Annotated in this window: 26 protein-coding genes and 1 tRNA gene; 10 read left to right on the forward strand and 17 right to left on the reverse strand. The window is 37.9% G+C overall.

Annotated elements, in window-relative coordinates; all coding sequences use genetic code 11:
• The first annotated feature begins 7 nt into the window (after positions 1–7).
• From F565_RS0115125 to pepT, 3 genes are all read left to right on the forward strand, one after another.
• Entirely contained in the window at positions 8–430 is a 423-nt protein-coding gene (locus tag F565_RS0115125; RefSeq protein WP_020214081.1) for an SRPBCC domain-containing protein, read from the forward strand.
• Between the two features lie 141 nt (positions 431–571).
• Positions 572–2,140, forward strand: coding sequence for a sensor histidine kinase (locus F565_RS22440; RefSeq protein ID WP_020214082.1), 1,569 nt, complete (start codon positions 572–574; stop codon positions 2,138–2,140).
• Positions 2,141–2,196: 56 nt separating this feature from the next.
• Positions 2,197–3,438, forward strand: coding sequence for a peptidase T (pepT, locus tag F565_RS0115135; protein ID WP_020214083.1), 1,242 nt, complete (start codon positions 2,197–2,199; stop codon positions 3,436–3,438).
• 211 nt (positions 3,439–3,649) lie between these two features.
• On the opposite strand, the gene F565_RS0115140 is transcribed toward pepT, so the two are convergent.
• The 3 genes from F565_RS0115140 to F565_RS0115150 form a co-directional block, all read right to left on the reverse strand.
• Complete coding sequence (locus F565_RS0115140) at positions 3,650–4,036, reverse strand: DoxX family protein (protein WP_035642886.1); 387 nt, start codon at positions 4,034–4,036, stop codon at positions 3,650–3,652.
• Between the two features lie 125 nt (positions 4,037–4,161).
• Positions 4,162–5,748 carry an ABC-F family ATP-binding cassette domain-containing protein gene (locus tag F565_RS0115145; RefSeq protein ID WP_020214085.1) on the reverse strand — a complete coding sequence of 529 codons (1,587 nt, stop codon included), beginning with the start codon at positions 5,746–5,748 and terminating at the stop codon, positions 4,162–4,164.
• Positions 5,749–5,874: 126 nt separating this feature from the next.
• A complete protein-coding gene (locus F565_RS0115150) occupies positions 5,875–6,576 on the reverse strand; it encodes a type 1 glutamine amidotransferase (RefSeq protein WP_020214086.1) in 702 nt (233 codons plus the stop codon).
• Positions 6,577–6,797: 221 nt separating this feature from the next.
• On the opposite strand from F565_RS0115150, the gene F565_RS0115155 reads away from it, so the two are divergent.
• On the forward strand, positions 6,798–7,139 hold the full coding sequence (locus tag F565_RS0115155; protein WP_020214087.1) for a winged helix-turn-helix transcriptional regulator: 342 nt from the start codon (positions 6,798–6,800) through the stop codon (positions 7,137–7,139).
• An 80-nt stretch (positions 7,140–7,219) separates the two neighbouring features.
• On the opposite strand, the gene F565_RS21755 is transcribed toward F565_RS0115155, so the two are convergent.
• The 7 genes from F565_RS21755 to F565_RS0115190 form a co-directional block, all read right to left on the reverse strand.
• Positions 7,220–8,014 carry a DUF1223 domain-containing protein gene (locus tag F565_RS21755; protein WP_020214088.1) on the reverse strand — a complete coding sequence of 265 codons (795 nt, stop codon included), beginning with the start codon at positions 8,012–8,014 and terminating at the stop codon, positions 7,220–7,222.
• A 122-nt stretch (positions 8,015–8,136) separates the two neighbouring features.
• Complete coding sequence (locus F565_RS0115165) at positions 8,137–8,898, reverse strand: LytR/AlgR family response regulator transcription factor (protein WP_020214089.1); 762 nt, start codon at positions 8,896–8,898, stop codon at positions 8,137–8,139.
• Positions 8,879–9,895 carry a sensor histidine kinase gene (locus tag F565_RS0115170; protein WP_020214090.1) on the reverse strand — a complete coding sequence of 339 codons (1,017 nt, stop codon included), beginning with the start codon at positions 9,893–9,895 and terminating at the stop codon, positions 8,879–8,881. Before F565_RS0115170 ends, F565_RS0115165 begins: the two co-directional genes overlap by 20 nt.
• A gap of 164 nt (positions 9,896–10,059) precedes the next feature.
• Entirely contained in the window at positions 10,060–10,518 is a 459-nt protein-coding gene (locus F565_RS0115175; protein ID WP_020214091.1) for an organic hydroperoxide resistance protein, read from the reverse strand.
• Between the two features lie 22 nt (positions 10,519–10,540).
• Entirely contained in the window at positions 10,541–11,533 is a 993-nt protein-coding gene (locus tag F565_RS0115180) for an alpha/beta fold hydrolase (RefSeq protein ID WP_035642889.1), read from the reverse strand.
• Between the two features lie 24 nt (positions 11,534–11,557).
• Positions 11,558–12,028: a DUF6130 family protein gene (locus tag F565_RS0115185; protein ID WP_020214093.1), complete on the reverse strand. Its 471-nt coding sequence runs from the start codon at positions 12,026–12,028 to the stop codon at positions 11,558–11,560.
• A 479-nt stretch (positions 12,029–12,507) separates the two neighbouring features.
• Positions 12,508–13,248 carry an SDR family oxidoreductase gene (locus F565_RS0115190; protein ID WP_020214094.1) on the reverse strand — a complete coding sequence of 247 codons (741 nt, stop codon included), beginning with the start codon at positions 13,246–13,248 and terminating at the stop codon, positions 12,508–12,510.
• 259 nt (positions 13,249–13,507) lie between these two features.
• Here F565_RS0115190 and F565_RS0115195 point away from each other — a divergent pair, with 259 nt between their 5' ends.
• The 5 genes from F565_RS0115195 to F565_RS0115215 all read left to right on the forward strand — a co-directional run bounded on the left by F565_RS0115195 (position 13,508) and on the right by F565_RS0115215 (position 17,646).
• Positions 13,508–14,332, forward strand: coding sequence for a sulfite exporter TauE/SafE family protein (locus F565_RS0115195; RefSeq protein ID WP_020214095.1), 825 nt, complete (start codon positions 13,508–13,510; stop codon positions 14,330–14,332).
• An 81-nt stretch (positions 14,333–14,413) separates the two neighbouring features.
• Positions 14,414–14,791, forward strand: a complete 378-nt coding sequence (locus tag F565_RS0115200; RefSeq protein WP_020214096.1) for a DUF4258 domain-containing protein — start codon at positions 14,414–14,416, stop codon at positions 14,789–14,791.
• Positions 14,792–14,879: 88 nt separating this feature from the next.
• Positions 14,880–14,957 (forward strand) — tRNA-Val (locus F565_RS0115205).
• Positions 14,958–15,225: 268 nt separating this feature from the next.
• Complete coding sequence (locus F565_RS0115210) at positions 15,226–16,560, forward strand: site-specific integrase (protein WP_020214097.1); 1,335 nt, start codon at positions 15,226–15,228, stop codon at positions 16,558–16,560.
• 3 nt (positions 16,561–16,563) lie between these two features.
• Entirely contained in the window at positions 16,564–17,646 is a 1,083-nt protein-coding gene (locus F565_RS0115215; protein WP_020214098.1) for a PDDEXK nuclease domain-containing protein, read from the forward strand.
• Between the two features lie 164 nt (positions 17,647–17,810).
• Here F565_RS0115215 and F565_RS0115220 read toward each other — a convergent pair whose 3' ends face one another.
• The 5 genes from F565_RS0115220 to F565_RS0115240 all read right to left on the reverse strand — a co-directional run bounded on the left by F565_RS0115220 (position 17,811) and on the right by F565_RS0115240 (position 21,734).
• Positions 17,811–18,824 (reverse strand): VOC family protein, encoded by a 1,014-nt coding sequence (locus tag F565_RS0115220; protein WP_020214099.1) that lies wholly within the window; start codon positions 18,822–18,824, stop codon positions 17,811–17,813.
• Positions 18,825–18,862: 38 nt separating this feature from the next.
• A complete protein-coding gene (locus F565_RS0115225) occupies positions 18,863–19,720 on the reverse strand; it encodes an SDR family oxidoreductase (protein WP_020214100.1) in 858 nt (285 codons plus the stop codon).
• A gap of 186 nt (positions 19,721–19,906) precedes the next feature.
• Positions 19,907–20,614: a pirin family protein gene (locus F565_RS0115230; RefSeq protein ID WP_020214101.1), complete on the reverse strand. Its 708-nt coding sequence runs from the start codon at positions 20,612–20,614 to the stop codon at positions 19,907–19,909.
• Between the two features lie 45 nt (positions 20,615–20,659).
• Positions 20,660–21,040: a VOC family protein gene (locus F565_RS0115235; protein ID WP_020214102.1), complete on the reverse strand. Its 381-nt coding sequence runs from the start codon at positions 21,038–21,040 to the stop codon at positions 20,660–20,662.
• A gap of 115 nt (positions 21,041–21,155) precedes the next feature.
• On the reverse strand, positions 21,156–21,734 hold the full coding sequence (locus tag F565_RS0115240; protein ID WP_020214103.1) for a Crp/Fnr family transcriptional regulator: 579 nt from the start codon (positions 21,732–21,734) through the stop codon (positions 21,156–21,158).
• A gap of 374 nt (positions 21,735–22,108) precedes the next feature.
• Between F565_RS0115240 and F565_RS0115245 the strand changes: the two genes are divergently transcribed.
• Complete coding sequence (locus tag F565_RS0115245; protein ID WP_020214104.1) at positions 22,109–22,501, forward strand: nuclear transport factor 2 family protein; 393 nt, start codon at positions 22,109–22,111, stop codon at positions 22,499–22,501.
• Between the two features lie 109 nt (positions 22,502–22,610).
• On the opposite strand, the gene F565_RS0115250 is transcribed toward F565_RS0115245, so the two are convergent.
• Positions 22,611–24,554, reverse strand: a complete 1,944-nt coding sequence (locus tag F565_RS0115250) for a sigma 54-interacting transcriptional regulator (protein ID WP_026300085.1) — start codon at positions 24,552–24,554, stop codon at positions 22,611–22,613.
• 2 nt (positions 24,555–24,556) lie between these two features.
• Positions 24,557–25,399: a sensor histidine kinase gene (locus F565_RS0115255; RefSeq protein ID WP_020214106.1), complete on the reverse strand. Its 843-nt coding sequence runs from the start codon at positions 25,397–25,399 to the stop codon at positions 24,557–24,559.
• Positions 25,400–25,405 lie beyond the last annotated feature (6 nt).

Consider the following 25,405-nt stretch of genomic DNA (forward strand, 5'->3'; position numbering starts at 1 on the left):
ATTCCTTATGAACGGCGTAACCACTACCACAGGCCAATCCAAAGATGCGGACTACCAAATTTTGGTTAGCAAAACTTATGCAATATCATTGCATGATGCCTGGAATTTTTTATTCTCTACAGATGGTATAAAATTATGGCTGGGTTATAAGGGTGTTCCTATATGGCGAAAAGGAAAAGAATATACCACAAGAACAGGAACCTATCTATGCATACGTGTTTATAATGAACTATCGCATGCACGGCTAACATACAAAAGAAAAGACTGGGAAAACACATCTACTTTACAAATGCGCATCATGGCCTCAAAAACTGGGACTACAATAAGTATACAACAGGAAAAACTTGCAGATGAAGGACAACGAGAAGAAATGAGGCTTCACTGGGAAAAAGTCCTTACTAAAATTGCAGCCGGGTTAAAATTAAATTAATATTACATGTCATTTATTTGTATGCAATACTTTTTTTAAATAAGTTGCCCTTATAAAATAGTTGGACTACCTTAATTAACAAAATCTTATATTTAGATTTATTATTTTTGAGGTTATTGAATTAAATTTGCCCCTATTTACATGGATATCCCTCCACATAACCACGCTGAAACTGACACTAATCGTTTTTTACAGGATGCATTTAATGCGCCCAACAATCGCTGTATAGTATTTACCGCGGTAAGAAATGAGAAAAATGTAATTGTTGATTTTAAATTTAGCCTTCTAAGCCCAGCAAGCCTTGTTTTTTTTAATGGCGAAGATGTTACGGGAAAATATTTTACAGCTTTAAGGCCAGACCAGCATGAGCAGTTGAAAGAAATGATAGAGGTGGTGGAAACTGGGGTAGCCAATAACTGGGAACGCCTAAATAATGACGTTGCGGGCATTTACCAATGGTATAGTGTATCTGACACTAAAGTGGGCGATGGCATTGTAAGAGTATGGGAAAATATTACTGCACGCCGCACGGCAGAAAAAGATATTAATGCAACCATTGCTAAAAAAGCCGAAGAGAAATATTTGTCCCTGTTTAACTCTATAGACCAGGGCTTTTGCATCATAGAGGTACTATTTGACGAAAAAGACTTTCCTTACGATTACAAATTTATAGATTACAATCCGGCTTTTGAGAAACAAACCGGCCTTGTAGATGCGCGGGGCAAAACTGTAAAAGGCATAAACCCTTACCATGAGCAACACTGGTTTGACCTGTATGGTGGTATTGCAAAAAATAGACAGCCATTAACTTTTGAGCAGGAGGCTATACTTATAAATGGCTGGTATGAGGTATCTGCATTTCCCTTAACTAAAGAAAAAGACAATAAGGTAGCTGTAATTTTTAATGATGTATCTGTTCGCAAAAAAGCAGAACTTGAACTTAACGCCTTTAATAGCCGCCTTGAGGAAGAGGTTAAAGAGCGTACTGCAAAACTAAATTTACTAAACGAATTGCTGGAGCAAAAAAATGAGGAACTTAAAAAATCCAATAAAGAACTGGAATCTTTTAACTATGTAGCCAGCCACGATTTACAGGAGCCGTTACGTAAAATACAAACTTTTCTTAGCCTTATAACACAACGCAGTAACGACAAGGTTGTGGTACAGTCGTATATGGATAAAATTTCATCTACAGCAGGCAGGATGTCTAACCTTATACAGGACGTGCTTACTTACAGCCGCATTAATGTAGATGACCAATTTACACAGATAGACCTTAACACAATAATAGACAAAGTACTTTTTGATTATGAGCTGCTTATATCTGAAAAAAATGCCGTTGTAAACAGAGGGGTTTTGCCGGTTATTAATGCTATCCCGCTACAAATGCACCAGCTTTTTAGTAACCTTATAAGTAATTCCCTAAAATACAATGATGGGCAGCCTGTTATAACAATAAGCAGTAAAAAGTTAGATACCAATCCGCCAATGGTGCAAATTACATTGGGCGATAATGGTATTGGTTTTGACCCTCAGTACAGTAACCAGATATTTGAATTGTTTAAACGCCTGCACAGCAAATCAGAATATAGTGGGACGGGTATTGGCCTTAGTATTTGTAAAAAAATTGCAGAGCAGCACCACGGTACAATAGAAGCGGCTTCAAATCAAGGCACAGGAGCGTTATTTACCATTCAGCTTCCTGTTTAAAAGCTTCTTTTAAATATAAATAAATCGTAAATTTGCGCTTCATTAAACACACAAAAATGCAGCACATTATAGACCGCTTTATAAGCTACGTTACTGTTGATACAGAATCTGATGCTAACTCTGATACTACTCCCAGCACTGCCAAACAGTGGGACCTTGCCCATAAACTTGTTGCTGAACTTAAAGCTATAGGACTTACAGAAGTTACTATTGATGACAACGCTTACATTATGGCAACAGTACCCTCTAACGTAGACCATGATGTACCTGTAATAGGCTTTATATCGCATTTTGATACATCGCCTGATTTTAGCGGTGCTAACGTAAAACCCCAAATTGTAAGCAACTACGATGGCGGCGACATTATACTAAACGCAGAACAGAATATTGTACTTTCTCCTGACTATTTTAAAGACCTGCTGCAATATAAAGGACAAACCCTTATTACCACAGATGGTACTACCCTGCTTGGTGCAGATGATAAAGCCGGTATTACAGAAATTGTTACGGCGGCAGAATACCTTATGCAACATCCCGAAATTAAGCATGGTAAAATAAGGATAGGCTTTACTCCCGATGAAGAGATAGGCCGTGGTGCCCATAAGTTTGACGTGGCAGCTTTTGGTGCTAACTGGGCTTACACTATGGATGGCAGCCAGATAGGCGAGCTTGAATATGAAAATTTTAATGCTGCGGGAGCTAAACTTACCTTTAAAGGTAAAAGTGTGCATCCGGGCTATGCAAAAGGCAAAATGATAAACTCTATGCTTATTGCCAACAAATTTATCTCTAAACTACCTAAGGAAGAGGTGCCGGAAATGACATCTGGCTATGAAGGTTTCTTTCATGTTACAGGCATTACAGGAAGTATAGAAGAAAGTACGGTACAACTTATCATTCGCGACCATGACAGTAAAAAATTTGCTAAGCGCAAAAAACTGGTTAAAAAAATTGCCGACAAATTAAACCGTAATTATAGCAAGCAATTTGGCGGGGATATAGTTGAATATGAAATTAAAGACCAATATTATAACATGAAAGAAAAGGTAGAACCTGTTTTTCATATTATAGATATTGCAGAGCAGGCAATGAAAGACCTTGGTATTAAACCACTTATAAAAGCTATTCGTGGCGGTACGGATGGCTGCCAGCTATCTTACATGGGGCTGCCCTGCCCTAACATATTTGCAGGCGGGCACAACTTTCATGGCAAATATGAATATGTACCGGTAGAAAGTATGCAAAAAGCAGCAGACGTTATAGTAAAAATCGCTGAACTTACTGCCCAGAAAAAATAATCGGGCAGGATTTGGCTAATATACATTAGCTAAGCAGGAAAAAAACAATACTGATCCGTTTAGAAAAAAATAAACCCCTGATATTTAAAAATACTGGATTGTATGATAAATATCAGGGGTAATTTTAACCGGTATTTGCTATTTAAAAATAGCCTCTAATAAAAAACCGGGCTATAAACCCGGAATTAATATTAAATAACTTTCAGTTAGTTTATTTCTTTTCATAAAAGAAATTGTAGAGCTGTCTAAACATTGCATAAGATGTACCGGCAATTATAAAGGCTATTATGGCATCAATAGCAGCTTCAAAGCCTAACACCATAATTTTTGAAAAGAAGGCAAACAATATATCAAAAAATATACCTGCATATACCCATTCTTTTAACCTTAACAACCTGTTAGGGGTTAGCAATACCAAAACTCCTGCTATTTTAAATACACCTAAAATGTATATAAAATGTGGCGGATATCCTAATTGTTCTGTAATTCCCCACACTAACGGATTGTGTGTTAATTCGAAAATTCCGCTGGCTCCAAACCATGCAGAGATTAGTACTGTACTTGTCCAATAAATAATTTTTGTGATTTTTGCATTCATGATTTCTATAATTTTATATGGTTTAACAAGACAAACGTCTATATAAACCATGCATTAGCACAGTGCAAAATACCTCATCAGGACAATTTACATCCCTATATAGACAATGCGCGAACCCAACTATTTTACAATGAAATTATGCGTTCAGTTTTTATGCTTTCTAAAAACATACTATCATGAGAAACTACTAATAAAGTACCTTTAAACTGGTTAACAGCTTCGGTCAGGATTTCGATGTTTTGTATATCAAGATTATTAGTAGGCTCATCAAGCACAAGTACATCTAAAGGCGTTTGAGACATCGTAATACAGCAAAGCACCAGCCTCATTCTTTCGCCACCACTTAATACCCCACATAATTTATCTATGCTATGCTTAGAAAATAAGAAACGGTTAAGCCTCATGCGTATTTCGTGGTCAGGCAACCCTGAAGTGTTTGCTCTTTGTGCCTGTTCAAAAACAGTTAAAGCATTATTAAGGTATGAATAATCCTGGTCTACATAAACTATATTTTTTGATGCCGAATACAAACTGCCTGAAGAGTGTAGTAAACTACCGGTAAGCAATTTAATAAGAGTAGATTTTCCGGAGCCGTTATTACCCTGTAGTGCTACCCTATCGCTACTTATAATTTGAAAGTTTAAGGCAGATGGCCATACATCAATATCTACATATCTAAAATTTAATTCCTTCGCTTCAAAAAGTATTTTTCCCTTATGCAGGGCAGAATCTTTAAAGTCAAAGTCCATTTTATCTATACCAGGGCTGTCTTTTCGCAAATCTCTTAATTCTTCCGCAATACCCTGTATTTTTTCTGCATGGGCTTCTTTCGTCTTAGCACTGCTGTTTTCGGCATTGTTCTTAAATGTGTTCAGCATAATGCGCGCCACGCCCGATTTTTCTTTTTTCCCCTTGCCGCGGGCATCCAGTTTTTGCTGGCGTTCATTCGTTTCACGTTCTTTGGCCTTTGCCCGTTTTAGTGCCAGTGCCTTACTATGTATTTCATTTTGCAGGGCATCACTCTCTTGTTGCTTTTGTACTATATAAAACTGGTAATTGCCTCCATAGTTGGCAATACCGGTTCCGGATATTTCAGATATCCGGTTTACCATATTTAGCAATTCACGATCGTGAGAAACAGCAATAACAGTTATAGATGTAGCCTTTAACCACTCATACAGTTTAAGGCGTGCATGGCGGTCTAAATGGTTTGTTGGTTCGTCCAGTAATACCATATCAGGTTGGTGCACTATAATCCCTGCGAGCAAAACTTTAGTTTGCTGCCCGCCACTTAATAATGCCATAGGCATATTCGGATTTACATTTCTAAGTCCCCAAAAATCAAGTGCTTCACGGCAACGCTCTTCTAAATCCCAGCTATCGCCTAATACTTCAAGATTTATTTCATTAACCTTCCCGTTAAGTATTTGCTTTAGTGCATACAGCTTTTTTGCAACCTGCATGGCTTGTGCCACTGTGCTATTATTAAATTGATCTAAAATTTGAGGAACATAATAAATAACCGCGTTTGTAGCAATTGTGCCAGATACCGGTTTAACTTTATTTACTATAAGTTTTAGCAATGTAGATTTGCCTGAGCCATTATTGCCCACAACAGCTACTTTTTCTCCTTTGTTAACTACAAAGTCTATTCCGCTGAATAGTATTTCCTTATCAGGATGTATATAGGTGATTTTTTGTAAAATAAGCATGATTATATTTTTTCAGGAATTAATTAATGCTGCGCAACATAGTGTTCGCAGTTACTTAATTGTTCAGGAAATCAATATCTAATCACATAAATATAAAACTTATATTTTTTTACAAAGTTACAAAATTCAGGCAAACAATTGTAGTAATAATTTATCCATCAAAGAGCCGGTTATTGCTAAACGCTCATTTGTACTTTTCTTTTTAATCAAATCAGCACTTTGTACAAATGGAGCTTCCGTTAAATCTTCAGCCCCGTTTATAAGCAGTTCCTCAATTCCCTGCCTGGTAATTTCGATATGAAATTGTAATCCAACAAAATGGTTCCCGTAAACAAAGCCCTGATTATTATTAGCCTGAGATGTTATTAAATTAACGGCACCATGGGGTATTGAAAAGGAATCTCCATGCCAGTGAAATACTTGGGGATGGTTATTAAAAAGATTAAAGAAGAATGGCTCTTTGGCACATGCATCTGTAGTGTTAACAGTAAACCAGCCAATTTCTTTATGTACTGCCTTTTGTACTTTTGCACCAAGACACATTGCTAACAGCTGCGCTCCAAGGCAAATGCCAAGTATTTTTTTATTAGCATTTATACAGTTTTTTATGAATATCTTTTCGTCATAAAGCCACCCATAAATGTCATCATCATATACATTCATTGGCCCGCCTAATATTATTAAACCATCAACATTATCTACATGGGGTAACACAATACCAGCGTTAAACATTTTAGATACAGTTACAATATGGCCATTTTTTTTAAACCAATTCTCTAAGAGTCCCGGCCCTTCAAAAGCAACGTGCTGAATTATATGTATATTCATGTTATAAAAAAATTAGCCTATAGCAATACTATGATGTAAGGCTAAAGTACAGTATTAGTACTGATCGTTTTATTTTTAACCGCAGAAAAACTACAGTTGTATTGAAATATTATATGGATGATAGTGCCTCATTTATTTTTTAAATTTATAATACAAATTTCGGGATTTTCGATATACATTTGTAACCACTGTACTGAAGTATACCAAAATAATTTAAAAATATGGATAGAGATCAGGTTGAAGAATTACGCTCCCTGCAGGACACGCTATACTTTATTGGCGGAAAATGGAGAATACCTATTATGAATTCTATTTGTAACGGAAACAGGAGATTTAGGGAAATAGAGCGCAGTATACCGGGTATTACTACACGCATGCTCTCACGAGAACTTAAAGATATGGAAGCTAATAAATTGCTAAAACGCAACGTTTACCCGGATACACCTGTGCTTGTAGAATATGAACCTACCGAGCATTGCCGCTCGTTTGGCGGCATCATTAGCGAAATGATAAACTGGGGACGCATCCATAGGGATATTGTAGTAAGAAAAGAAAACAAATAGATACCGTATTTAGGCTTTTATTTAAATCAAAAAAGTGCAGCAACCAGAGTTACTGCACTTAAAAAAGAAATTAGCATATTTTATCGGGGCTCTGTTGCAATAACTGTAAATGCTGTTTTTGTGGCAGCATACATTTTTCCTGTACCAGAGTTTTGTAACATTGCTATTATTTCCCAGTCTTTTTTACTAAAATCCGGAGGTACCGGCATTTGAATTTTTCCAGTTCCTGTATTACCAATAGCAACGGTTTTTAAGCCTCTAACTATTTGCCAATGGGTTAATGTGTGCCCCTGGTTTTCGCCTCGTTTAATTTGCCTTGTTGCCGTTTTTTGAATCAATGCCACTCTAATTACGGCCGGTTTATATTTTCCGGTCACACTATAGTTTATTAAAAGGTTTCCATTAACTTCTTCCGCATTAATCTTAACCCCGGCAGCCGGTTTTCCTGTTATTGCTTCGGTAAGCGTTTTACGTAATTTTGACTCATCAGAACCTACAAATTCTGCCTGCCCGTTTACTACTGCCTGTGGTGTATAAATTTGTGCGCCCAACGACTGGCTGTATTCACTTTGGCACTGGGTGTAAGCAGCGTTGCTGTAAGTGTCTTTCCATCCCATCCTGTCCCAGTAATCAACATGGTAAACAAGTATATAAACAGGCTCATTTTTATATTCCTGTTGTATCTTTCCGGCTAACTCATCGGCCGGGGGGCAACTGGAACAGCCTTCGGAAGTAAATAGTTCAATTACGGCAAAACCGTTGGGATCAGTTACGTGTACGGGCTGTTGTAAAACGTAGTTTGAGCCTACAAATGCAACACAACAGGTAGAAACAACAGCTAACAGTATAGCTGTAAATAATTTTATCGGATTCATAACTTTTAAATTTATTTTAACCAAAGTTACGATCAGATAAAAGGCTGAGGAATCGAAATGTGAGTTAAGCAGACATATAAGGGGCTAAACCGGTATAAATTAAAACCCGCTTAGTTATTACATTATCGGTTTTCGAGCCACGAAAAAAAGCTGTGCGATTTTTCTTTATTAATAAAGAGTTTTTCAGGGGTTTCTATAACAAGTTTTATGTATAGTTTTCTAAGAAAATAATGTTCAATTTCTTTAACGGCACTAAAGTTTACAAGGTACTGCCTGTTAACTCTAAAGAACTGGCTTGCAGCAACCATGCCTGCTATTTGTGCAAGCGGCTGTGTTAAAGGATATTCCTGCCGGTCAAAACATACAGCAAAAGTAGTTTCATTACGGATGTAGAAAAAAGCAATATCTTGGGTTTGAATTGTGGTATATTTTTGGTTCTTAAACACTAAAAAACTGCTTTTCCCTGCCGGTTTTTGTAATTTTTGGAGCAGATTATTTACATCAGGGGCTGATTTTTGCTGGAAAAAATTACGCAGTTCATCAACTTTTTTCAATGCTTCCCAAATGCTCTCCCTCGAAAAAGGCTTGAGTATATAGTCTATACCATTACTTTTAAACGCTTCGAGCGAATACTCATCAAATGCAGTACAAAATATAACCGGGCATTTTATTACTACTGATTTAAAAATATCAAATGACAAACCATCTGCCAGCTGTATATCCATAAATATAAGATCAGGGTGTTTTCCGGAAAGCAATGCCTTAACAGAATTTTCTACACTATCGTAACGGCCGGTAATTTCTGCTTCCGGTTTAAGGTCAAGCACAATATTTTCAAGCGATTGTGCCGTTCTTGGTTCGTCTTCAATAATTATGATATTCATATATAATTGGTAATTTTACTTTAAAAATTGTTCCGTTGTCATCAACTTCTATATCCTGTTCAAGCAGGTGCCTGTATCTTAAGTTAATATTAGTAAGCCCCACACCAAGCGAATTATTGCCGCCGGTTTTTAGCTGTACCTGGTTTTGTAACACTATTTTATTATTTTCTGTATATAGCTTAATATGCAAAGGCTTTCCTGCAGAAACTATGTTGTGCTTAATGCAATTTTCTACAAGTAACTGCAGTGTAAATGGAGGCACCAGTGTTTTAAAAACATCTGCAGAGAGTGTGTTTTCAAAAGTAAAACCGGTATCAAAGCGGGCCTTTTGCAAAAAAATATAGGCGTCAAGTATATGCAATTCTTCCGACAGGTTAATTAAGTCCAGCTTACGGCTTTCTAACGTATACCTGTAAAAATCAGATAGTTTTATTATAAAATCTACCGATTCGGCTTCGTCGCTTTCTACCATTGCTTTAAGGGTATTAAGGCTGTTAAATAAAAAGTGAGGGTTTACCTGTTGTTTAAGAAGTTCATATTGTGCACTTAGATTATCATGCCTAATACGTTCCAGTTCCATGTTTACGGCCTGGTTTTCATAGTTTTGCTGTAGCAGGTTAAGAAACATGTAAAACACAAGGTTTATCAGGATACCACGCACCTCAACCATAAGCATGGTAGGCCCAAAGTTTATTTGAGATAAAATAAGCTGCTGTACCCATGCCAGCCCAAACATTACTACCAAACCTACCAGGAGGGTACTTAACAACTTAGAATAAGAAATGCTTTGCATTTTTATTGTAGCTTGTTTAGATAGCATGTAAAGATTAAAATACCACATAAGCACGGCAAAAACTGCAGTTATTGCGGCATTAACCACAGCCTCTGCCCAGTTAAACTGATGCGATGCAAGTTGCGGTACAGATGAGAGCAGCCCTAAAAAAACAGAACTTATCCAGATGGTAGCTGTCGAAATTTTTAAATTCTTTTTTTCCACATATATTGTTTTAGGTTAAACAAACCCGAAGCGGCATTAACAAAGTTAAAATTTATTTAAGTTGTTGTTGTATTTTGGTATACTAAAGTATATCAATATGTCAATAGCCAAAAAAAGGATACCGGAGTATCCTTATAATATATTTTATCTTAATAAAGACTAAGTTATATAACCGCCGTAATTAAAACATTGATATTGCCACGCGTAGCCTTAGAGTAAGGACAGGTATGGTGCGCGGCCTCAATTACAAATGTTGCCTGTTCCTGCGATAAGCCAGGCAGATTAACGAAAAGGCGTGCCTGTAAAGAAAAACCGTGTTCTCCGGCAGCCAGGTCTACTTCGGCATTAACCGATACTTTTTCGGGCAAAGGTATTTGAAGGTGTGCTGCGTTATGCCTCATGGCACCTATAAAACAAGCTGACCATCCGGCTGCAAAAAGTTGTTCGGGGTTTGTGCCGGTTTCTTTGCTGCCGGGTGCCGAAAGGTTTATATCTAAACGTTTATCATCACTTGCGGCCGAGCCTTCGCGCCCATTGAGCACATTAACTTTTGCTGTATAAAGTACTTTGCCCAAGGCACTACCCTGCTGGTTTTGAGAATCGATAATTACTAAGTTTTTCATGGTTTTTATTTTTAAGTTATAATTATTTTTTTGAAAGTTGATAGGCCTGCAATACAGCCGCTGCAAATTGTTGCGGTGCTTCAGCCGGTGGGTTATGGCCAATACCTCCTGTAAACGTAAGGTGTATATATTTGCCTTTAAATCTTGAGGCATATTTTACCGGGTCAGCATGCGGAGCCCCATTTGCATCGCCCTCTATGGTAACCGTAGGAACCGTAATAACAGGAGATGCTGCAAGCTTTATTTCTATTTCATCATATTGCTTTTCTCCTTTAGATAAGCCCAGTCTCCACCTGTAGTTATCTATTACAATGGCTACATGGTCAGGATTTTCAAATGCAGTGGCTGCCGTATTAAATGTAGCATCATCAAAATTCCAACCCGGCGATGCTGATTTCCAAATAAGCTTTGCAAACTCTTTAGTATTTGCAGCATATCCTTGGGCTCCGCGTTCTGTGGCAAAATAAAACTGGTACCACCATAAAAGCTCATCTTTAGGCTTTAGCGGCGCTTTGTTGCCCTGCTGGCTGCCTATTAAATATCCGCTTACAGATACAAGTGCAGTAACCCTATCCGGCCATAGTGCGGCAATAATATCTGCGGTACGTGCACCCCAGTCAAACCCGGCAATTGTAGCTTTTTTTATTTTAAGGGCATCCATAAGGGCCACAATATCTGTAGCAATGGCAGCCTGCTGTCCGTTTCTTTGTGTATCCTGAGATAAAAATGTTGTAGAGCCATAACCGCGTAAGTAAGGAGTTATAACCCTGTGCCCTTTTGCAACGAGCAGCGGCACAACCTTTTCAAAGCTATGTATATCATAAGGCCATCCATGCAGCAATAGTATTACAGGGCCATTTTGCGGACCCGCTTCGGCATAGCCAACGTTTAAAACTCCGGCATTAATTTGTTTTATAGTGCCCAGCAAATTGTCTTCTCTTTTTTGCGAAAAGGCACTAATTGAAATCATTATAAATAAAAGTAGAATGAACTTATGTTTTAGTGTAGTTTTCATGTGTTTAAGGATTTAAAATAATAATTAATGATGTGGATGGTTTGCTGCTGCTTCAGGAATTTCAAATGTGATTAGTTGCTTCTCTAAAACGTGGTGGGTGGTATCTGCCAATTCAAATAATATAGTATGCCTGCCGGGAGCCATGCCCACAATTATTATGGGTTGGTTACTGGCATCTGCCCAGTGCCAGGGCAGGTTATCTACCGTAATATGCAGGTGGCCTATCCTTGGTGAAACTTTTAAACCCGCCTCGCCATAAACCGGTACTATCTTAAGGTTTTCTGTACGGTATTGTATTATTACCTTTCCCGCAGCTAACTCGGCTGCAAGTGGTGCATCTACAATTAGTTTGGCTTCAGGTTCCAACTTTAAAGGTATAATAGACGGTGCGCCAACTACATCTCTTGCAGATAAATTTGTTTTTACCTGGGCAAAACCTGTTATAGATAAAAGTAGGGTTGCCAACATGATCACTGTGTTTTTTGTTGCTTTCATATTTTCTAAATTTTAGACTTGTTTATTATTGTTACCCAAAGGTATGGCTACACTATCTTTTAGAGAATTGAAAAAAAGCTGAAGTGGACATATTACTACCTGAGTAAGACATTGAACTCATCCTGACTTTTTCTAATGGCTGCAAAATGATCTTTTGCTGCATATTTTACCTGTTGTATTATTTCGTAGCGTTGCTATGCAGTACAAAAATGCCAAAATTTGAAACGAAAATCTCCACTTTTCGCTTCAATCAATAAAGTCGAGACAGGTTCATTATAAACCCAAGTATTTTTCATCGGTCATACAATTGTTTTTTATCAGCGTTATTAAATAAAAAATTGCCCCTAAGTCCTTAGACATAGAGGCAATTTAACTATTATCTACACTTGGGCAGAATAATAGGTGGCAATCGAAATTAATTTAAGTTAGCTAAACAAGGTTTAGGTTATCATTTTAGAAATTAAAATAACACACAATCGTTACAAACTCATGCCACCATCAATAACTATTTCTGCACCGGTTATAAAGCTTGCTGCATCGCCAGAAAAATAACTTACTAATTTTGCAACGTCATCTGCAGTACCTATTTTCTTTAGCGGAATACGTTCTGTCATCCAGTCATCCAGTCCTTTGCGCGAGGTTTCGTCAAGGTTAAGCTTATTCAATATTTCGGTTTGTGTTGGGCCGGGGCTAATAGCATTAACACGTATTTTTCTGGGGGCAAGCTCTAATGCAGCAATTTTCATTACGGCATTTAGAGCAGCTTTACTTGATGAATAAATAGATGTGTTGGCACCATTCATACTGGCTACGTTAGATGAAAGGAATACAACCGATGCGCCATCGTTTAACAAGGGTATAAACCTGCTTAGGGTAAAGTATGCTCCTTTAAAATTGACATCTATAACATAATCAAAGTCTGTTTCGGTTGCCCCATCTATACCCGCACCTGCTAAGACTCCTGCATTAATAAATAAGATATCTATTTTTCCGAATTTATTTTGCACTTCAGTAGCCAGTGCTTCAATTGCTGATACCTGGCCCTGATCTGCAACAATACCGGTAGCGCCAAGCTGATTCGCTGCACTTGCCACGGCATCTTCTCTTCTGCCGGTTATTATTACTTGTGCCCCCTGGGCTTTTAATTCTTTAGCAGCGGCATATCCTATACCACTGTTGCCTCCTGTTACAAGAGCTATTTTATCATTTAATATTGACATTTTATTTTAATTTTAAAATTTCATCAAAGATAAAATGAATTTGGTATAACTTTGTAACCAGTATCACTAATGATACCAAAGATACTACTGAAATATATAAACTGCAAACATTTTAAATAACTGTAAAAACAAAACCCTACTAAATCTATATTCTTAGCATACTATTAATTTTCAGTTAGTTACAAAATATATTCTGTAAATAAAAGTATTTTTTGTAGTTTAATTTTATCAAATTTGTACTATAAATAGTTTACAAACTTTGGAAAGCATAGCACTATTACTGGCCGGTTTTTTAATAGGCACCTTTGGCACTCTTATAGGTGCGGGTGGTGGCTTTATACTTGTACCCCTGCTATTAATATTTTATCCGGCATTAGGGCCAGAGGTTACTACAGCCGTAAGTATTGCCGTGGTGGCCGTAAATGCACTGTCGGGGTCGGTTGCTTATGCACGCAGCGGCAGGATAGATTACAGGGCCGGTATTGTTTTTGCGCTGTATACCATACCGGGATCAATATTAGGTGTACTAACAGTGCAATATATACCCCAACACTCCTTTAATACAATTATAGGTGTGCTGTTGGTACTCCTGGCTTCTTACCTCGTGTATAAAAATGCAACCCATAAAGCATGCCTGAACCAGATAGTACTAAAAAAAGGCTTTCAGGAACATATCTTAACCGATAGTACCGGTACTACATACCACTACAGTTATAACCCTGTTAATGGTAATATTGTAAGTCTGCTGGTGGGTTACATTTCTCCGCTATTAGGTATAGGCGGAGGTATAATACATGTACCTGCCATGGTGAACTGGCTTAAATTTCCTGTACACATAGCAACAGCAACATCTCACTTTATACTGGCCGTTATGGCAACTGCCAGCGTTATTACCCATGCCTGTAAGGGTACTTATAACGACCCGCATGTACTGCACATGATACTTTTTATAGCACTTGGAGTTATTCCCGGTGCGCAGCTGGGTGCGTTCTTATCACATAAAATAAAAAGCAACGTTATACTACAAGTATTAGCTACATGTCTTGCAATTGTGGGTATACGTATACTCGTTACAAGTTTATAATACTTGCAGTATCTAAATTAAACATTTGCCAATGTATAAAAAGCATGAGCTTTTGCGTACTTTTGCAAAAATTTTATAGCAATGCAGTTTAAATTTCGTTTAGCATATTATCTTTTTGGATTCATGATTGGAGGTTTCCTCATGTACTACATTTTTAATGGCAAAGGAGCCGAATTTTGCTACTTGCCCAATTGCAGGGTTAAAAAGAATATTCGCGAGAAAGGACTTACTATCTCTAAAGAAGCACAGCAAACACTAAAAGCAGGATGGGTAACACAAACCGATGTAGATAATACTATTTTATATGGCGATGTTGATTTTTCGCGAAGCAAAAAGCCACTTAAAACTGGGGGTAAACTTTATATAATTGAGGGAAAAACTATTAATAACCAGCCAATTGATGTAGAGGTAGCTAATTTTGAAGATAAAGCAATACTGATAAACGTAAAAAAACGATAATTTTTTTCCTAAAAAACCTTGCAGATATAAACAATTCGTTTATCTTTGCACTCGCAATACGGAAGTATCAACAACGATTGCAAAATTGGGGCGATTAGCTCAGCTGGTTCAGAGCACCTCGTTTACACCGAGGGGGTCGGGGGTTCGAACCCCTCATCGCCCACCAAAAGTAAGCTTTATATCACTATAAAGTAAGTTAAATCACAGAAAACCTGCACTTTACAAAGTTGCAGGTTTTTTTATTTTACCCCTGCACCCATCAAAATTTGCAAAAACGCCCAAAGTTTAGGTGGTAATTCGTGGCACAAAACATTTTTTTAAAAGTGTGCCACAAAAAAGGGGTTAAAATATTGATTATCAACATGTAAACCTGCTTAACGACTTGATTTAAAGACGCTATAATTCTAATTTTATTAATTTAAAACAATTGAATTATGCTAACAGCAAGTTTTGGGTTAACCTTCTTCTTGAAGACCCCGCGAAAAGAAACAAATGTAAGGGTAATCTATCTAAGGATTACCGTAGACGGAGTGCCAAAGGAAACGTCCACCAGACAGCAATGGGACGTTACCCGTTGGAATCAAAGAACCGAACGTGCTACCGGAAATAAGGAAGATGCACGGAGTGTAAATTTCTTTCTAGACACGCTACAGTCGAAAATCCAACAGTACAAAGGCGAATTGTTATTGAATGGACAAACTATCACAAGCCAGAAGCTGATAGATTATGTGCTTGGTAAAACCGTTTCCAAAGCGAAGATCGTTGAAGAATTCCAAAAACACAATGATGAATTATTGGCATTAGTTAAAAGGGGTGAATATGCCATCGGTACACATGTGCGTTTTGAAATCGCTAAAAAGCACGTGAAAGAATTCGTACGCTTTAAGTACAACGTAGATGACATGGATTTCCGTGAACTCAACTTTGAGTTTGTAAAGGATTATGAGTTTTACCTAAAGACGGTTAAGAATATCAGCCATAACACAGCGGTGAAGTACATTACTAACTTCAAGAAGATAGTGCTCCTCGCCATTGACAAGGAAATTATAACCGCCGACCCTTTTAAGCGTTTCAAGGCAAAGAAAATAAAAATCCATAAAAAGCCATTAAGCGCGCATGAACTATCACTTTTGGAGAATCATACCTTTTCTACCCCACGCCTTGCGACGGTGCGTGATATTTTCGTGTTCCAATGCTATACCAGGCTAGCCTACATTGACGCTTTCAACCTGAAAATACAGGATATTAAAATTGGTATCGATGGAGAAATGTGGATTATTAGCGAAAGGCAAAAAACCGGAAGCAATATCAATGTGCCTCTGTTGCCAAAAGCAAAGGCCATTATGGAACGCTATAAAGACCATCCGCTTTGCCTGGAGCGCAATTCCGTGTTACCGGTTACCTCCAACCAGAAGATGAATGCCTACCTGAAGGAGATAGCTGACCTGTGCGGCATCGAAAGCATATTGAACACCCACAAAGCCAGGCGTACTTTCGGAAGCACTATAACGCTTAATAATGACGTGCCCATCCATGTAGTGAAAGAACTGCTGGGACACCAGTCAGTAAAACAGACGGAGGAATATGCCATTACCGAGCAGCAATCTGTCGGAAGGGAAATGAAGCAGTTGCAAATGAGGCTAAGCAGTAGGAAAACTACACCTGAGCCACCGTCACCGGATATCATATCCAAAATGCAGCAGGAAATACAGGAATTAAAAGAACTGCTAGCTATATCTCACGAAAATACTCATCTTAAAAAAGTTTAAATTATGGAAAATAATTTTGTAGAAATCGTTCAGATCATAAAACAGTCACGCACAAATGCGATTAAAGCCGTAAATGCTGAATTAATAAACTTATATTGGAATGTGGGTATGTACATTAAGTCCAAAATACAGTATTCGGATTGGGGGGATAAAACAGTAACTGACTTAGCATTATACCTCCAAAAGAATAATCCTGAATTAAAAGGATTTGGCAAAAGGGGCTTGTATAAAATGATTCAGTTTTATGAAACATACCCAATTAATCATGAATTCATAACGTATATAAACAATCCAAAAAGCTCAGATAATAAGGAGTTTGTAATTGTGCCATCAGTGATGGCACAATTTGAGTCTGTCGATATTAAAGATAGCCTTTTGACTAAAATTAGTTGGACACATCATATAGTTATTTTCTCAAGAAGTAAGGTTGAAGAAGAACGCAAGTTCTACATATACCAGTCAATTAAAGAAGGTTATAGTGTACGTGAGCTTGAACGACAGATTTCAGCCAGTTTATTTGAGAGAAGTATGCTTGGACAACTAAATATTAAATTGCCAAAAACAGAACAATCACATGGATTTAAACAGTTATTTAAAGACAGCTACATCTTTGATTTCCTGAATCTTCCTGAATCTCACAGTGAAAGTGATTTACAGAAAGGGCTTATAAATCGTATGAAAGATTTTATCCTGGAACTTGGTCGTGATTTTGTTTTTATGGGAGATGAATACAAGCTCGAAGTCGGCAACAGTGAGTTTTATATTGACTTATTATTTTATCATCGTGGCTTACAGTGCTTGGTTGCGTTTGAATTAAAAGCTGGTAAATTTAAACCGGAGCACATTGGGCAGCTTAATTTTTACCTCGAAGCACTTGACAGGGATGTGAAGAAAGGACATGAAAACCCCAGTATTGGTATTTTGCTATGTAAAGACAAAAACGATCAGGTGGTTGAATATTCGCTCGGCCGAAACCTTTCGCCCACAATGGTTGCCGAGTATCGAGCACAACTTCCTGAGAAGGAGTTACTGCAACAAAAGCTGAATGATCTTTTTGAAGATGTGGATCCAAATATAAAGAATTGATAAAATGAGGAGCGTAACCAATTTGGTTACGCTCCTCATTTGTAACAAAGCTAAACGATATCATTAGCAATTATTCATTAACAGTTATTCTGCTGGTTAAAGCATCCTGCTTTGAAGAAAATTTTACTATCAGGACTAGCTGAAAAAATAGTAAGTTAGAAATATTATTTAGCGCCATCTACAAACACATATAGTTTTTGTACTTTACCATTTTCTATCACGAACATATCCATACCAGTCACCGTTGCGGGTTTTGATTTTGATCCAAACTGCCAATAAAGGCGGACAATGTTATGATGTGTCTCTACAGACTTGGTTGTAAATTTAAAGTCAGGGTTATTTTTTTGGAGTTCCACTACAAATTTGCTGATTTCATTATAGCCAGTTGCAATAAAGTGGCGGTCTACCATTTCAATATCATTGGCATAAACAGTACTCATTGCAGCAATACGCCTGGCTTGGTCTTTTTCATTCCAAATCTCAAGGTGTCCCTGTACCAAGGCTTTGTTTTTCGCCAAGTCTTCCACTTCATTTTTTGAACTGACTAAAGAAGATGATGCATTTTTAGGGGACCACAGTACTACTTTTGGGTTAGATTTTTCATAGCTCTTTCCGTCAGGATACGATACAAGTTCCAGTTTAGAACCCCACGGTGTTTCAAAATATACCCAGGTCTCACCTAAAGTATCGCCAGATGGTGTTACAAAGGGTTCACCCAATACTTTTACCCCTTTAGATTTTAGGTATTTTACGGCAGCATAAATATCTGATGTGTAAAATGCAATATGCGTTGCACCTATATCATCGGTATTTGGCTGTGTAGTGCTGCCTTTATTATCGGCATAAGCAAAAACTTCTATACTGGCACCTGTGCCTGCATTAACCATTTTAATAGTTACCGCACCGGTACCTGGATTCATGTGGTTAGCTTGCTTCCACGCTGCATCTAAAGGTATTGGGCCTATTTGGGTTACGGGTGTAAAGCCCAGCACATCGCTAAAAAAGGCGACTCCCTTTTGCAGGTCGGGCACGTTAATGCCCACGTGGTCTACTCCTTGTATGCCAGCCCCACTTTGGGCAGATATTTTTTGAGATGGGGCAAGGAATACTATCAGGCTTAAAAACGCTACTGCAGAAGCCTTTATATTTTGGATCGGTTTTATTTTTATTGTTTTCATTTTTCTAAAATTTAAATTGATATATGATAGCCGTTAAATTAATTGCTGTAAGCGGCAAGCCATTTGTTTTTAATATCGGCACGGGCCTGTATAAACTCTTTATCAGTTCCTTGTGCAATGGCATCAAGCGGAAAGCGTAAAGGGCGTTCGCCTTTTTTCATTTCTACCAATTGTAATATACCATCGGCAATAGTCTGCGGGTTCATTTCAAACTGGGCCATTTTACCAAATAGAGCACCGCCAAGGACATTAAATTTTTCGGTTGCTGCATCGCCATATTCAGCAATAATTTCTGTTTTATCGGCATTAATACCTGCTTTAGACCCGTTTGTCATCTCTGTAGGATATACACCCGGCTGGATACTTACATTTTCAATTCCGTAATCACTCAACTCGTCCTGAATACCTTCGGTAATACTTTCCACTACAAATTTCGATGCCATGTAAGGAACCATAAACGGTAGTGTATGACCGCTGGCACCGGTGGTAATGTTAATAACGAGCCCATTTTTCTCTCTTCTCATAGAAGGCAGCACTGCCTGGTAGGTTCTTAATACGCCGTAAATGTTAACTTCAAACATCTGGCGTATCTGGTCAAGCGAATATCCTTCTGTAAGGCCAAAGCCACTCACAGCTGCATTGTTTATAAGTACATCTATTTTGCCATATTTGCCCAGTACTTTTTCAAATGCTGTTGTTACGCTTGTATCATCTGTAATATCAATATCTACAACTTCAATGTTTGTAATAGCCGAAAGTTCCTCTGCCGCTGCAGCATTTTTGCCTGTGGTGTTGCGCATCCCTGCAATTACCGAGTGACCTGCATTTGCTAAAGTAATAGCTGTTAATTTTCCAAAGCCTGTACTTGTTCCTGTAATAAAAATTGTTTTAGACATGTTCTTTATTTTTTAAATGTTATTGTTTCTTTTGAACATTACAAAGTTGCGACTATGCCATATCCTGGGGATTGACATTAAATAAAAAATAAATTGATATATATCAAGAGCACTGTATTTATAAAGCGGTCAAAACAAAAACAGAGCCCAATGCAGGCTCTGTTTCTTAGAAAGGGTAATAAATAATTATTTAAGCGGTACTTCAATAATCAGCACTTGCGATGTTTTTTGGGCGGTAATTCTTATCTCGTGCGTTTCGGTAATGCTTAAAGCATCGCCATATTGTAATAATTGATCCTTAACAGAAATTTCGCCACTTATAACAAAAATGTAAATTCCATTCCCTTCTTTTTTTAGGTGATAAGTAGCTGCAACATCCTTATCAAATTGCCCCGTATGCAGCCAGGCATCCTGTTGTATCCATAGCCCTTCGTCTTTGGGATTGGGAGATACTACCTGATTAAAACGGTTAGGCTGGTCGTTAAGGGCTATCTGCTGATATCGCGGTGGCACACCGGCCTTATTTGGTGTTATCCAGATTTGCAGAAACCGCAGCTCATTCGTATGGCTTGGGTTCGATTCGCTATGGCGTATACCAGTACCGGCACTCATTATCTGGATCTCTCCGGTTTTTATAGTTGCTTCTTTACCGGTATCATCTTTATGCTGTATGGATCCGGATAAGGGTATCGAAATAATTTCCATGTTGGCATGGGGGTGCGTTGCAAACCCTGCACCCGGTATAACCGTGTCTTCATTAAAAATAATAAGTGAACCGAAAGCCTGGCGCGATGATTCGAAATAAGGCCCAAAATTAAAAGAGTGTTTTCCTTTTACCCAGCCCCTGTCGGTCTGGAAACGTGTTGTTGCCGAATGAAATATTGTGGTAGACATATGTATATAATTTAACTTAATAAGTTGATTTAAAAAATGGATGCATTAAATATCGGTTTCCTGGTATAGGCCTATAACCATGCCCCCCGGTAGCTTTAAGTGACAATACTGCATAACACCGCCCACAGGAATAATTGCCGTCAGGGCTTCTAAGCCTATTGATTGTGCTTCTTTTAATGCAAGTTGGATATCAGGTACTTTATAGGTAATAACACAATTATTATCCTTGAAGAAGTATTCGGGAAAGCAGGAATATGATGTGTAAAGCTCCAAGAGTGTACCATCATTTGTAAGTAAGGCAGACATACCACATTCATCGAAAATTTCGGTAGCGCCCCATAAAGAAACAGCAAGCTTTTTTAGCGCGAAAAAATCATCACCATCTGCTTTTATTGCTATTTTTTTTGATGTTGTTAATCTGGTCATAACTTTGGAATTGAAGGTATAGTTCAACAAGGCAAAGTTGCGCATCTACAGATTAGTACACATTGATATTTATTAAATTATAAATTGATATAAATCAATTGTTAGGCAGTTGTACCTATTTCTTCGCCGACTGGTTTCTAATTCGACTCAATGTTTCCGGAGTAATGCCCAAATAAGAAGCGATCATGTTCTGCGGAATGCGCAGGGCGAAGCCTGCATATTTCTGGATAAAATTCAGGTACTTTTCTTCGGCTGTAAAACTTATGGCAGAATGTATCCGGTTTTGTGAGGCTACAAAACTTTTTTGCAAAATAAGGTTCACCATATCATTAAATGCGGGTATTTCCCTGCACAGCCTGTCAAAATCTACTTTACGTATTATCGCAACTTCACTATCCTCAATAGCATCGATGTTAAATCGTGAGGGTTCACCACTAAGCAGGCTTTCGCGGTCGCCAATCCACCAATTTTCTACAGCAAAACTGAGCACGTGTTCCATACCTTTTTCATCTACCGAATAGGTCCTTAAGCAGCCCTGGGTAATAAATGCATTATAACCCCAAACATCTCCCTGCTGCAGTAAATATTGTTTTTTACGCAGTTTTTTAATTATCGTTACTGATTTTATAAGGTCTGCCTCTTCATCAGTCAGGCTGATCTTATTATTGAGATAATTTTGAAAAACTTCGTACATGTGCGGGATATTTAAGATTCAAAAATAAGAAAAAGATTATAATTTAATTACATAATTGCAATTTGCCCAAAACTACCTTTTACTATAATACATTGGTGTTGGACTGTAAACTCATTTCTGTTCGATTACAAATCACCTGCCATTTGCGTAAGATACTAATTATCTTGCAATTACTTAAAACTATCCTCTTTACCAGTCCACCTAATTTAGTAGTACTATAAAATTCAGCGAAATATCGTTGCTTAGGCGGATTTGATCTAACCTACCAAAATATTCAAATTGATAAAAATCAATTTCTTTATTATTATATATCAATGTGTGTTTTTACTTCAATTCGCAATTTTGCTGTGTAATTATATCTAAAACAATATACCATGAAAACTGCTAAAGAACTATTACTGGGCTACCTTGAAAATATTAATGACGTAGATACCACTATTGAATTATTTGCTCCCGATGCCGCTATTGAACTACCTTACCTTGCAAGCCTGGACAAACAATGGCGCTGGGAAGGAAGCGATGTACTGTATAACTTTATAAAAAGTTTCCCTAAGGGTTATGAGGATTTTGCCTTTAAAAATATACAGATATTAATTGATACGCCCGAACAGGTTTTTGCTGAATACCAAGTCGAAGCTGTATTTAAAAAAACAGGAAAAGTCTACCATCAGACTTACATGGGCAGGCTCGTGGCAGAAAACGGTAAAATTAAATTACTAAGGGAAGCCTTAAATTTAGTGGAAGTTTCAAAAGCTATGACCGTGTAACTATAAAAAACTTGTCGAAACTATTTTAGAATTATAGACTATTTTTACTAAAAACCTGTGCTGTAGCAACTTACAGAACAGGTTTTTTTATGCTTATAGCAATACTATTTTAAAGAAACTCCCTTTTAATTCCAAGCTTTTTCATCCTGGAATTTAATGTAGTGGGAGGTAAATTAAGTAATGCAGCCGCTCCTGTTTCTCCCCAAATCCTGCCATTACAAAATTTAAGTACGGCTATAATGTGGTCGCGCTCATTATCCTGAATATTTTTAATAGATGCCGGAGAGCTGTAACTATTTATTTCAGGAGCAATTTCGGAATGGTTTATCCTTGGCAGTGAAACTTCTTTAATAAGGTTGTCCTTAGCCAATAGTACGCCACGTTCAATTATGTTTTCAAGTTCCCTAATATTTCCCGGCCACGTGTAGGCCATCATTTGCTGGAGCACCTCATCTGTAACACCATCAATCTTTTTGTTAGCCTTTTTACTGTATATACCTATAAAATGCTGAACCAGCGCAGGGATGTCCTCTTTCCTTTGGCGCAGTGCGGGTATTTCTAAAGGAAATACATTAAGCCGGTAATACAGGTCTAACCTGAAACGGCCTTCACCAACTTCTGTTTCCAGGTTACGGTTTGTCGCCGCAATTATGCGTACATCTGTCTTTACAGGTTGGTTGCCACCCACGCGTTCTATTTCCTTTTCCTGCAAAACACGTAAAAGCTTGGCTTGTAATTCTAATGGCAATTCGCCTATTTCATCAAGAAAAATTGTGCCTTTATGTGCCATTTCAAATTTGCCGATACGCTGCGATTGTGCACCCGTAAAGGCTCCTTTTTCGTGCCCAAACAATTCTGATTCAATTAAAGATGAAGGCAGTGCCGCACAGTTTATTTTTATCAGGGGTTTGTTTTTTCGTGGCGATAGCTGATGTATAACATCTACAATACGTTCTTTACCCGTACCGCTCTCCCCTAAAATAAGAACCGATGTATCTACCGGTGCTACCTGGGCAATATGATCAAAAACGGTAAGGAGGTGGTGGCTGTTGCCCACAATGCCTTCAAATTCTTTACTTGCGGCAGGAGTTATAGCATTTGTTGGTTTAGTACCTTGTAGCAATGATTCGTTTTGGCTGATGTTATAAATGCTATCCAATACTGAGGCTAAGGATTGGGAGATCCTTTTTGCAGGCAAAAGTAATTCTGCATCGTAAGTCCCGGGGCGGCGGCTATAGAAAGAAAACAGCAGCACGCTACCATTAGTAAGCCTTACAGGCATATCTAATAATGACTCCAGGCGAAAGGTATCGCTATATAATTTAACAGCATTATTAGCCGCCCTGTATTTTGCAAGATCTACATTATTATAAATGGCAGGATCCAGCAACGTTTCCTTTATTTTATGCAGCTTTGCAAGTTGTCTTATATCTTGTTTTGTAATCGTTTTTAGTTCTTCGGCACCGATAAACTGGTACTCATCAAAACCTACCCTTAAAAGGCTTACTGTATCGGGTGCGGGCTCTTCTTCCCATTCTCCCGCGACTATATAATCAAATGGAATGTGTTCCTGTAATGATTTGCAGACCGCAACCATCTTATCCCGTAGATCAATTTGCGAATCGGCTGTCTGCTTAAGTACGTTTTGTAATTTTGCCTCTTTTCTCAAGCTTGCTTCGATACTGTTTTCATGGCGGTATTGTGCTATGTCCAGCATCACGAGCAAATCTCTTTCTCTGAAGGGTTTTACTAAAAAACCATAGGGTTGGGTGGCTTTTGCGGCTTCTAAAATTTCTGTATTAGAATTAGCAGAAATAAAAATGAAAGCTATGCCCGCCTGTTTTAGCTTTTGTGCCAAATCGATGCCTGTAAGGTTTCCTTTTAAAAAAATATCCACCAAAACCAGCGACGGTTTTTCAGACTCGACAAGGGATAATGCCTTATCTACAGACCGGGCGATGCCGCAAACTTTGTAGCCTGACTTTTCAAGCATGATTTTAAGGTCGTTAGCCTCAATAAACTGGTCTTCTACAATAAGTACATTTTTATCCATTTTCATTTTATTTCAATAGTTGCAATTTCGTTAAAATCTTCTTCTAAAAAAACTAATTTTATAACAGTGCCATTATTGTTATAAATACTCAGGTCGCCCGATATTTCTTCCGCAAGTCCCTTTATAAGGTTCATCCCCAACGACGTAAAGCCATTTACATCAAAACCGTCAGGCAGCCCCCTACCATTATCTGCAACAGTTAGTATAAGTTTTCCCTGTCCGCTTCTTTTAAAGGTTACGTTTACAGTGCCGATATGCTTATCAGTAAAGGCATGTTTTATCGCATTAGTAACCGTTTCATTTATAATAAGGCCAATAGGTGCCGCCCGCTCCACATCAAGAAAAATTTCGTCTGTATTGATGCTGAATAAAATTGTCGTGCTACTATAGCTATCCTGGAGGTAGGTTACCAGCTCGCGAACATACACATTCATGTCGACATTTTCTGAACTGTCCTGCTGATATAACTTTTTGTAAATTAACGACAAGCTGTAAATCCGGTTTCGGCTATCGTGAAGGGCCTGTAGAGCAGTTTCGTCTTCAAGATAATTTGACTGGCTGTTTAGCAGGCTTAATACAATTTGCAAATTATTTTTTACCCGGTGCTGTATTTCGCGCAGCAGCCAGTTCCTTTCAGCTAAAAGTTCGGTTAAGTATGCATCTTTTTTAGTACTCTTTATTTTCAATGTAGTGTTCTCCTTTATTTTCCTGCCCGCTACAAACGCTACGCATAGGGTTACGGCGGCGGCCACTATTAAAAAAATACTTTCAGTGCCTTTCCAGGTACAAAGTGAGATAACAAAGAGGCAAAAAATAAGTAATAACGGTAAGCGGATAAATTTCATCCTGAT

It is taken from the genome of Flavobacterium rivuli WB 3.3-2 = DSM 21788 (assembly GCF_000378485.1).
GTDB lineage: Bacteria > Bacteroidota > Bacteroidia > Flavobacteriales > Flavobacteriaceae > Flavobacterium > Flavobacterium rivuli.

Bases quoted from the DNA above. Each gene is read 5' to 3' on its own strand.
- F565_RS0115230 (WP_020214101.1), bottom strand. From the start codon at position 20,614: ATGTCTACCACAATATTTCATTCGGCAACAACACGTTTCCAGACCGAC.
- F565_RS0115245 (WP_020214104.1), top strand. From the start codon at position 22,109: ATGAAAACTGCTAAAGAACTATTACTGGGCTACCTTGAAAATATTAAT.
- F565_RS0115235 (WP_020214102.1), bottom strand. From the start codon at position 21,040: ATGACCAGATTAACAACATCAAAAAAAATAGCAATAAAAGCAGATGGT.
- F565_RS0115175 (WP_020214091.1), bottom strand. From the start codon at position 10,518: ATGAAAAACTTAGTAATTATCGATTCTCAAAACCAGCAGGGTAGTGCC.
- F565_RS0115185 (WP_020214093.1), bottom strand. From the start codon at position 12,028: ATGAAAGCAACAAAAAACACAGTGATCATGTTGGCAACCCTACTTTTA.
- F565_RS0115125 (WP_020214081.1), top strand. From the start codon at position 8: ATGAACGGCGTAACCACTACCACAGGCCAATCCAAAGATGCGGACTAC.
- F565_RS0115210 (WP_020214097.1), top strand. From the start codon at position 15,226: ATGCTAACAGCAAGTTTTGGGTTAACCTTCTTCTTGAAGACCCCGCGA.
- F565_RS0115215 (WP_020214098.1), top strand. From the start codon at position 16,564: ATGGAAAATAATTTTGTAGAAATCGTTCAGATCATAAAACAGTCACGC.
- F565_RS0115255 (WP_020214106.1), bottom strand. From the start codon at position 25,399: ATGAAATTTATCCGCTTACCGTTATTACTTATTTTTTGCCTCTTTGTT.
- F565_RS0115180 (WP_035642889.1), bottom strand. From the start codon at position 11,533: ATGAAAACTACACTAAAACATAAGTTCATTCTACTTTTATTTATAATG.
- F565_RS0115220 (WP_020214099.1), bottom strand. From the start codon at position 18,824: ATGAAAACAATAAAAATAAAACCGATCCAAAATATAAAGGCTTCTGCA.
- F565_RS0115240 (WP_020214103.1), bottom strand. From the start codon at position 21,734: ATGTACGAAGTTTTTCAAAATTATCTCAATAATAAGATCAGCCTGACT.
- F565_RS22440 (WP_020214082.1), top strand. From the start codon at position 572: ATGGATATCCCTCCACATAACCACGCTGAAACTGACACTAATCGTTTT.
- F565_RS0115225 (WP_020214100.1), bottom strand. From the start codon at position 19,720: ATGTCTAAAACAATTTTTATTACAGGAACAAGTACAGGCTTTGGAAAA.
- F565_RS0115150 (WP_020214086.1), bottom strand. From the start codon at position 6,576: ATGAATATACATATAATTCAGCACGTTGCTTTTGAAGGGCCGGGACTC.
- F565_RS0115190 (WP_020214094.1), bottom strand. From the start codon at position 13,248: ATGTCAATATTAAATGATAAAATAGCTCTTGTAACAGGAGGCAACAGT.
- F565_RS0115165 (WP_020214089.1), bottom strand. From the start codon at position 8,898: ATGAATATCATAATTATTGAAGACGAACCAAGAACGGCACAATCGCTT.
- F565_RS0115155 (WP_020214087.1), top strand. From the start codon at position 6,798: ATGGATAGAGATCAGGTTGAAGAATTACGCTCCCTGCAGGACACGCTA.
- F565_RS21755 (WP_020214088.1), bottom strand. From the start codon at position 8,014: ATGAATCCGATAAAATTATTTACAGCTATACTGTTAGCTGTTGTTTCT.
- pepT (WP_020214083.1), top strand. From the start codon at position 2,197: ATGCAGCACATTATAGACCGCTTTATAAGCTACGTTACTGTTGATACA.
- F565_RS0115145 (WP_020214085.1), bottom strand. From the start codon at position 5,748: ATGCTTATTTTACAAAAAATCACCTATATACATCCTGATAAGGAAATA.
- F565_RS0115200 (WP_020214096.1), top strand. From the start codon at position 14,414: ATGCAGTTTAAATTTCGTTTAGCATATTATCTTTTTGGATTCATGATT.
- F565_RS0115140 (WP_035642886.1), bottom strand. From the start codon at position 4,036: ATGAATGCAAAAATCACAAAAATTATTTATTGGACAAGTACAGTACTA.
- F565_RS0115250 (WP_026300085.1), bottom strand. From the start codon at position 24,554: ATGGATAAAAATGTACTTATTGTAGAAGACCAGTTTATTGAGGCTAAC.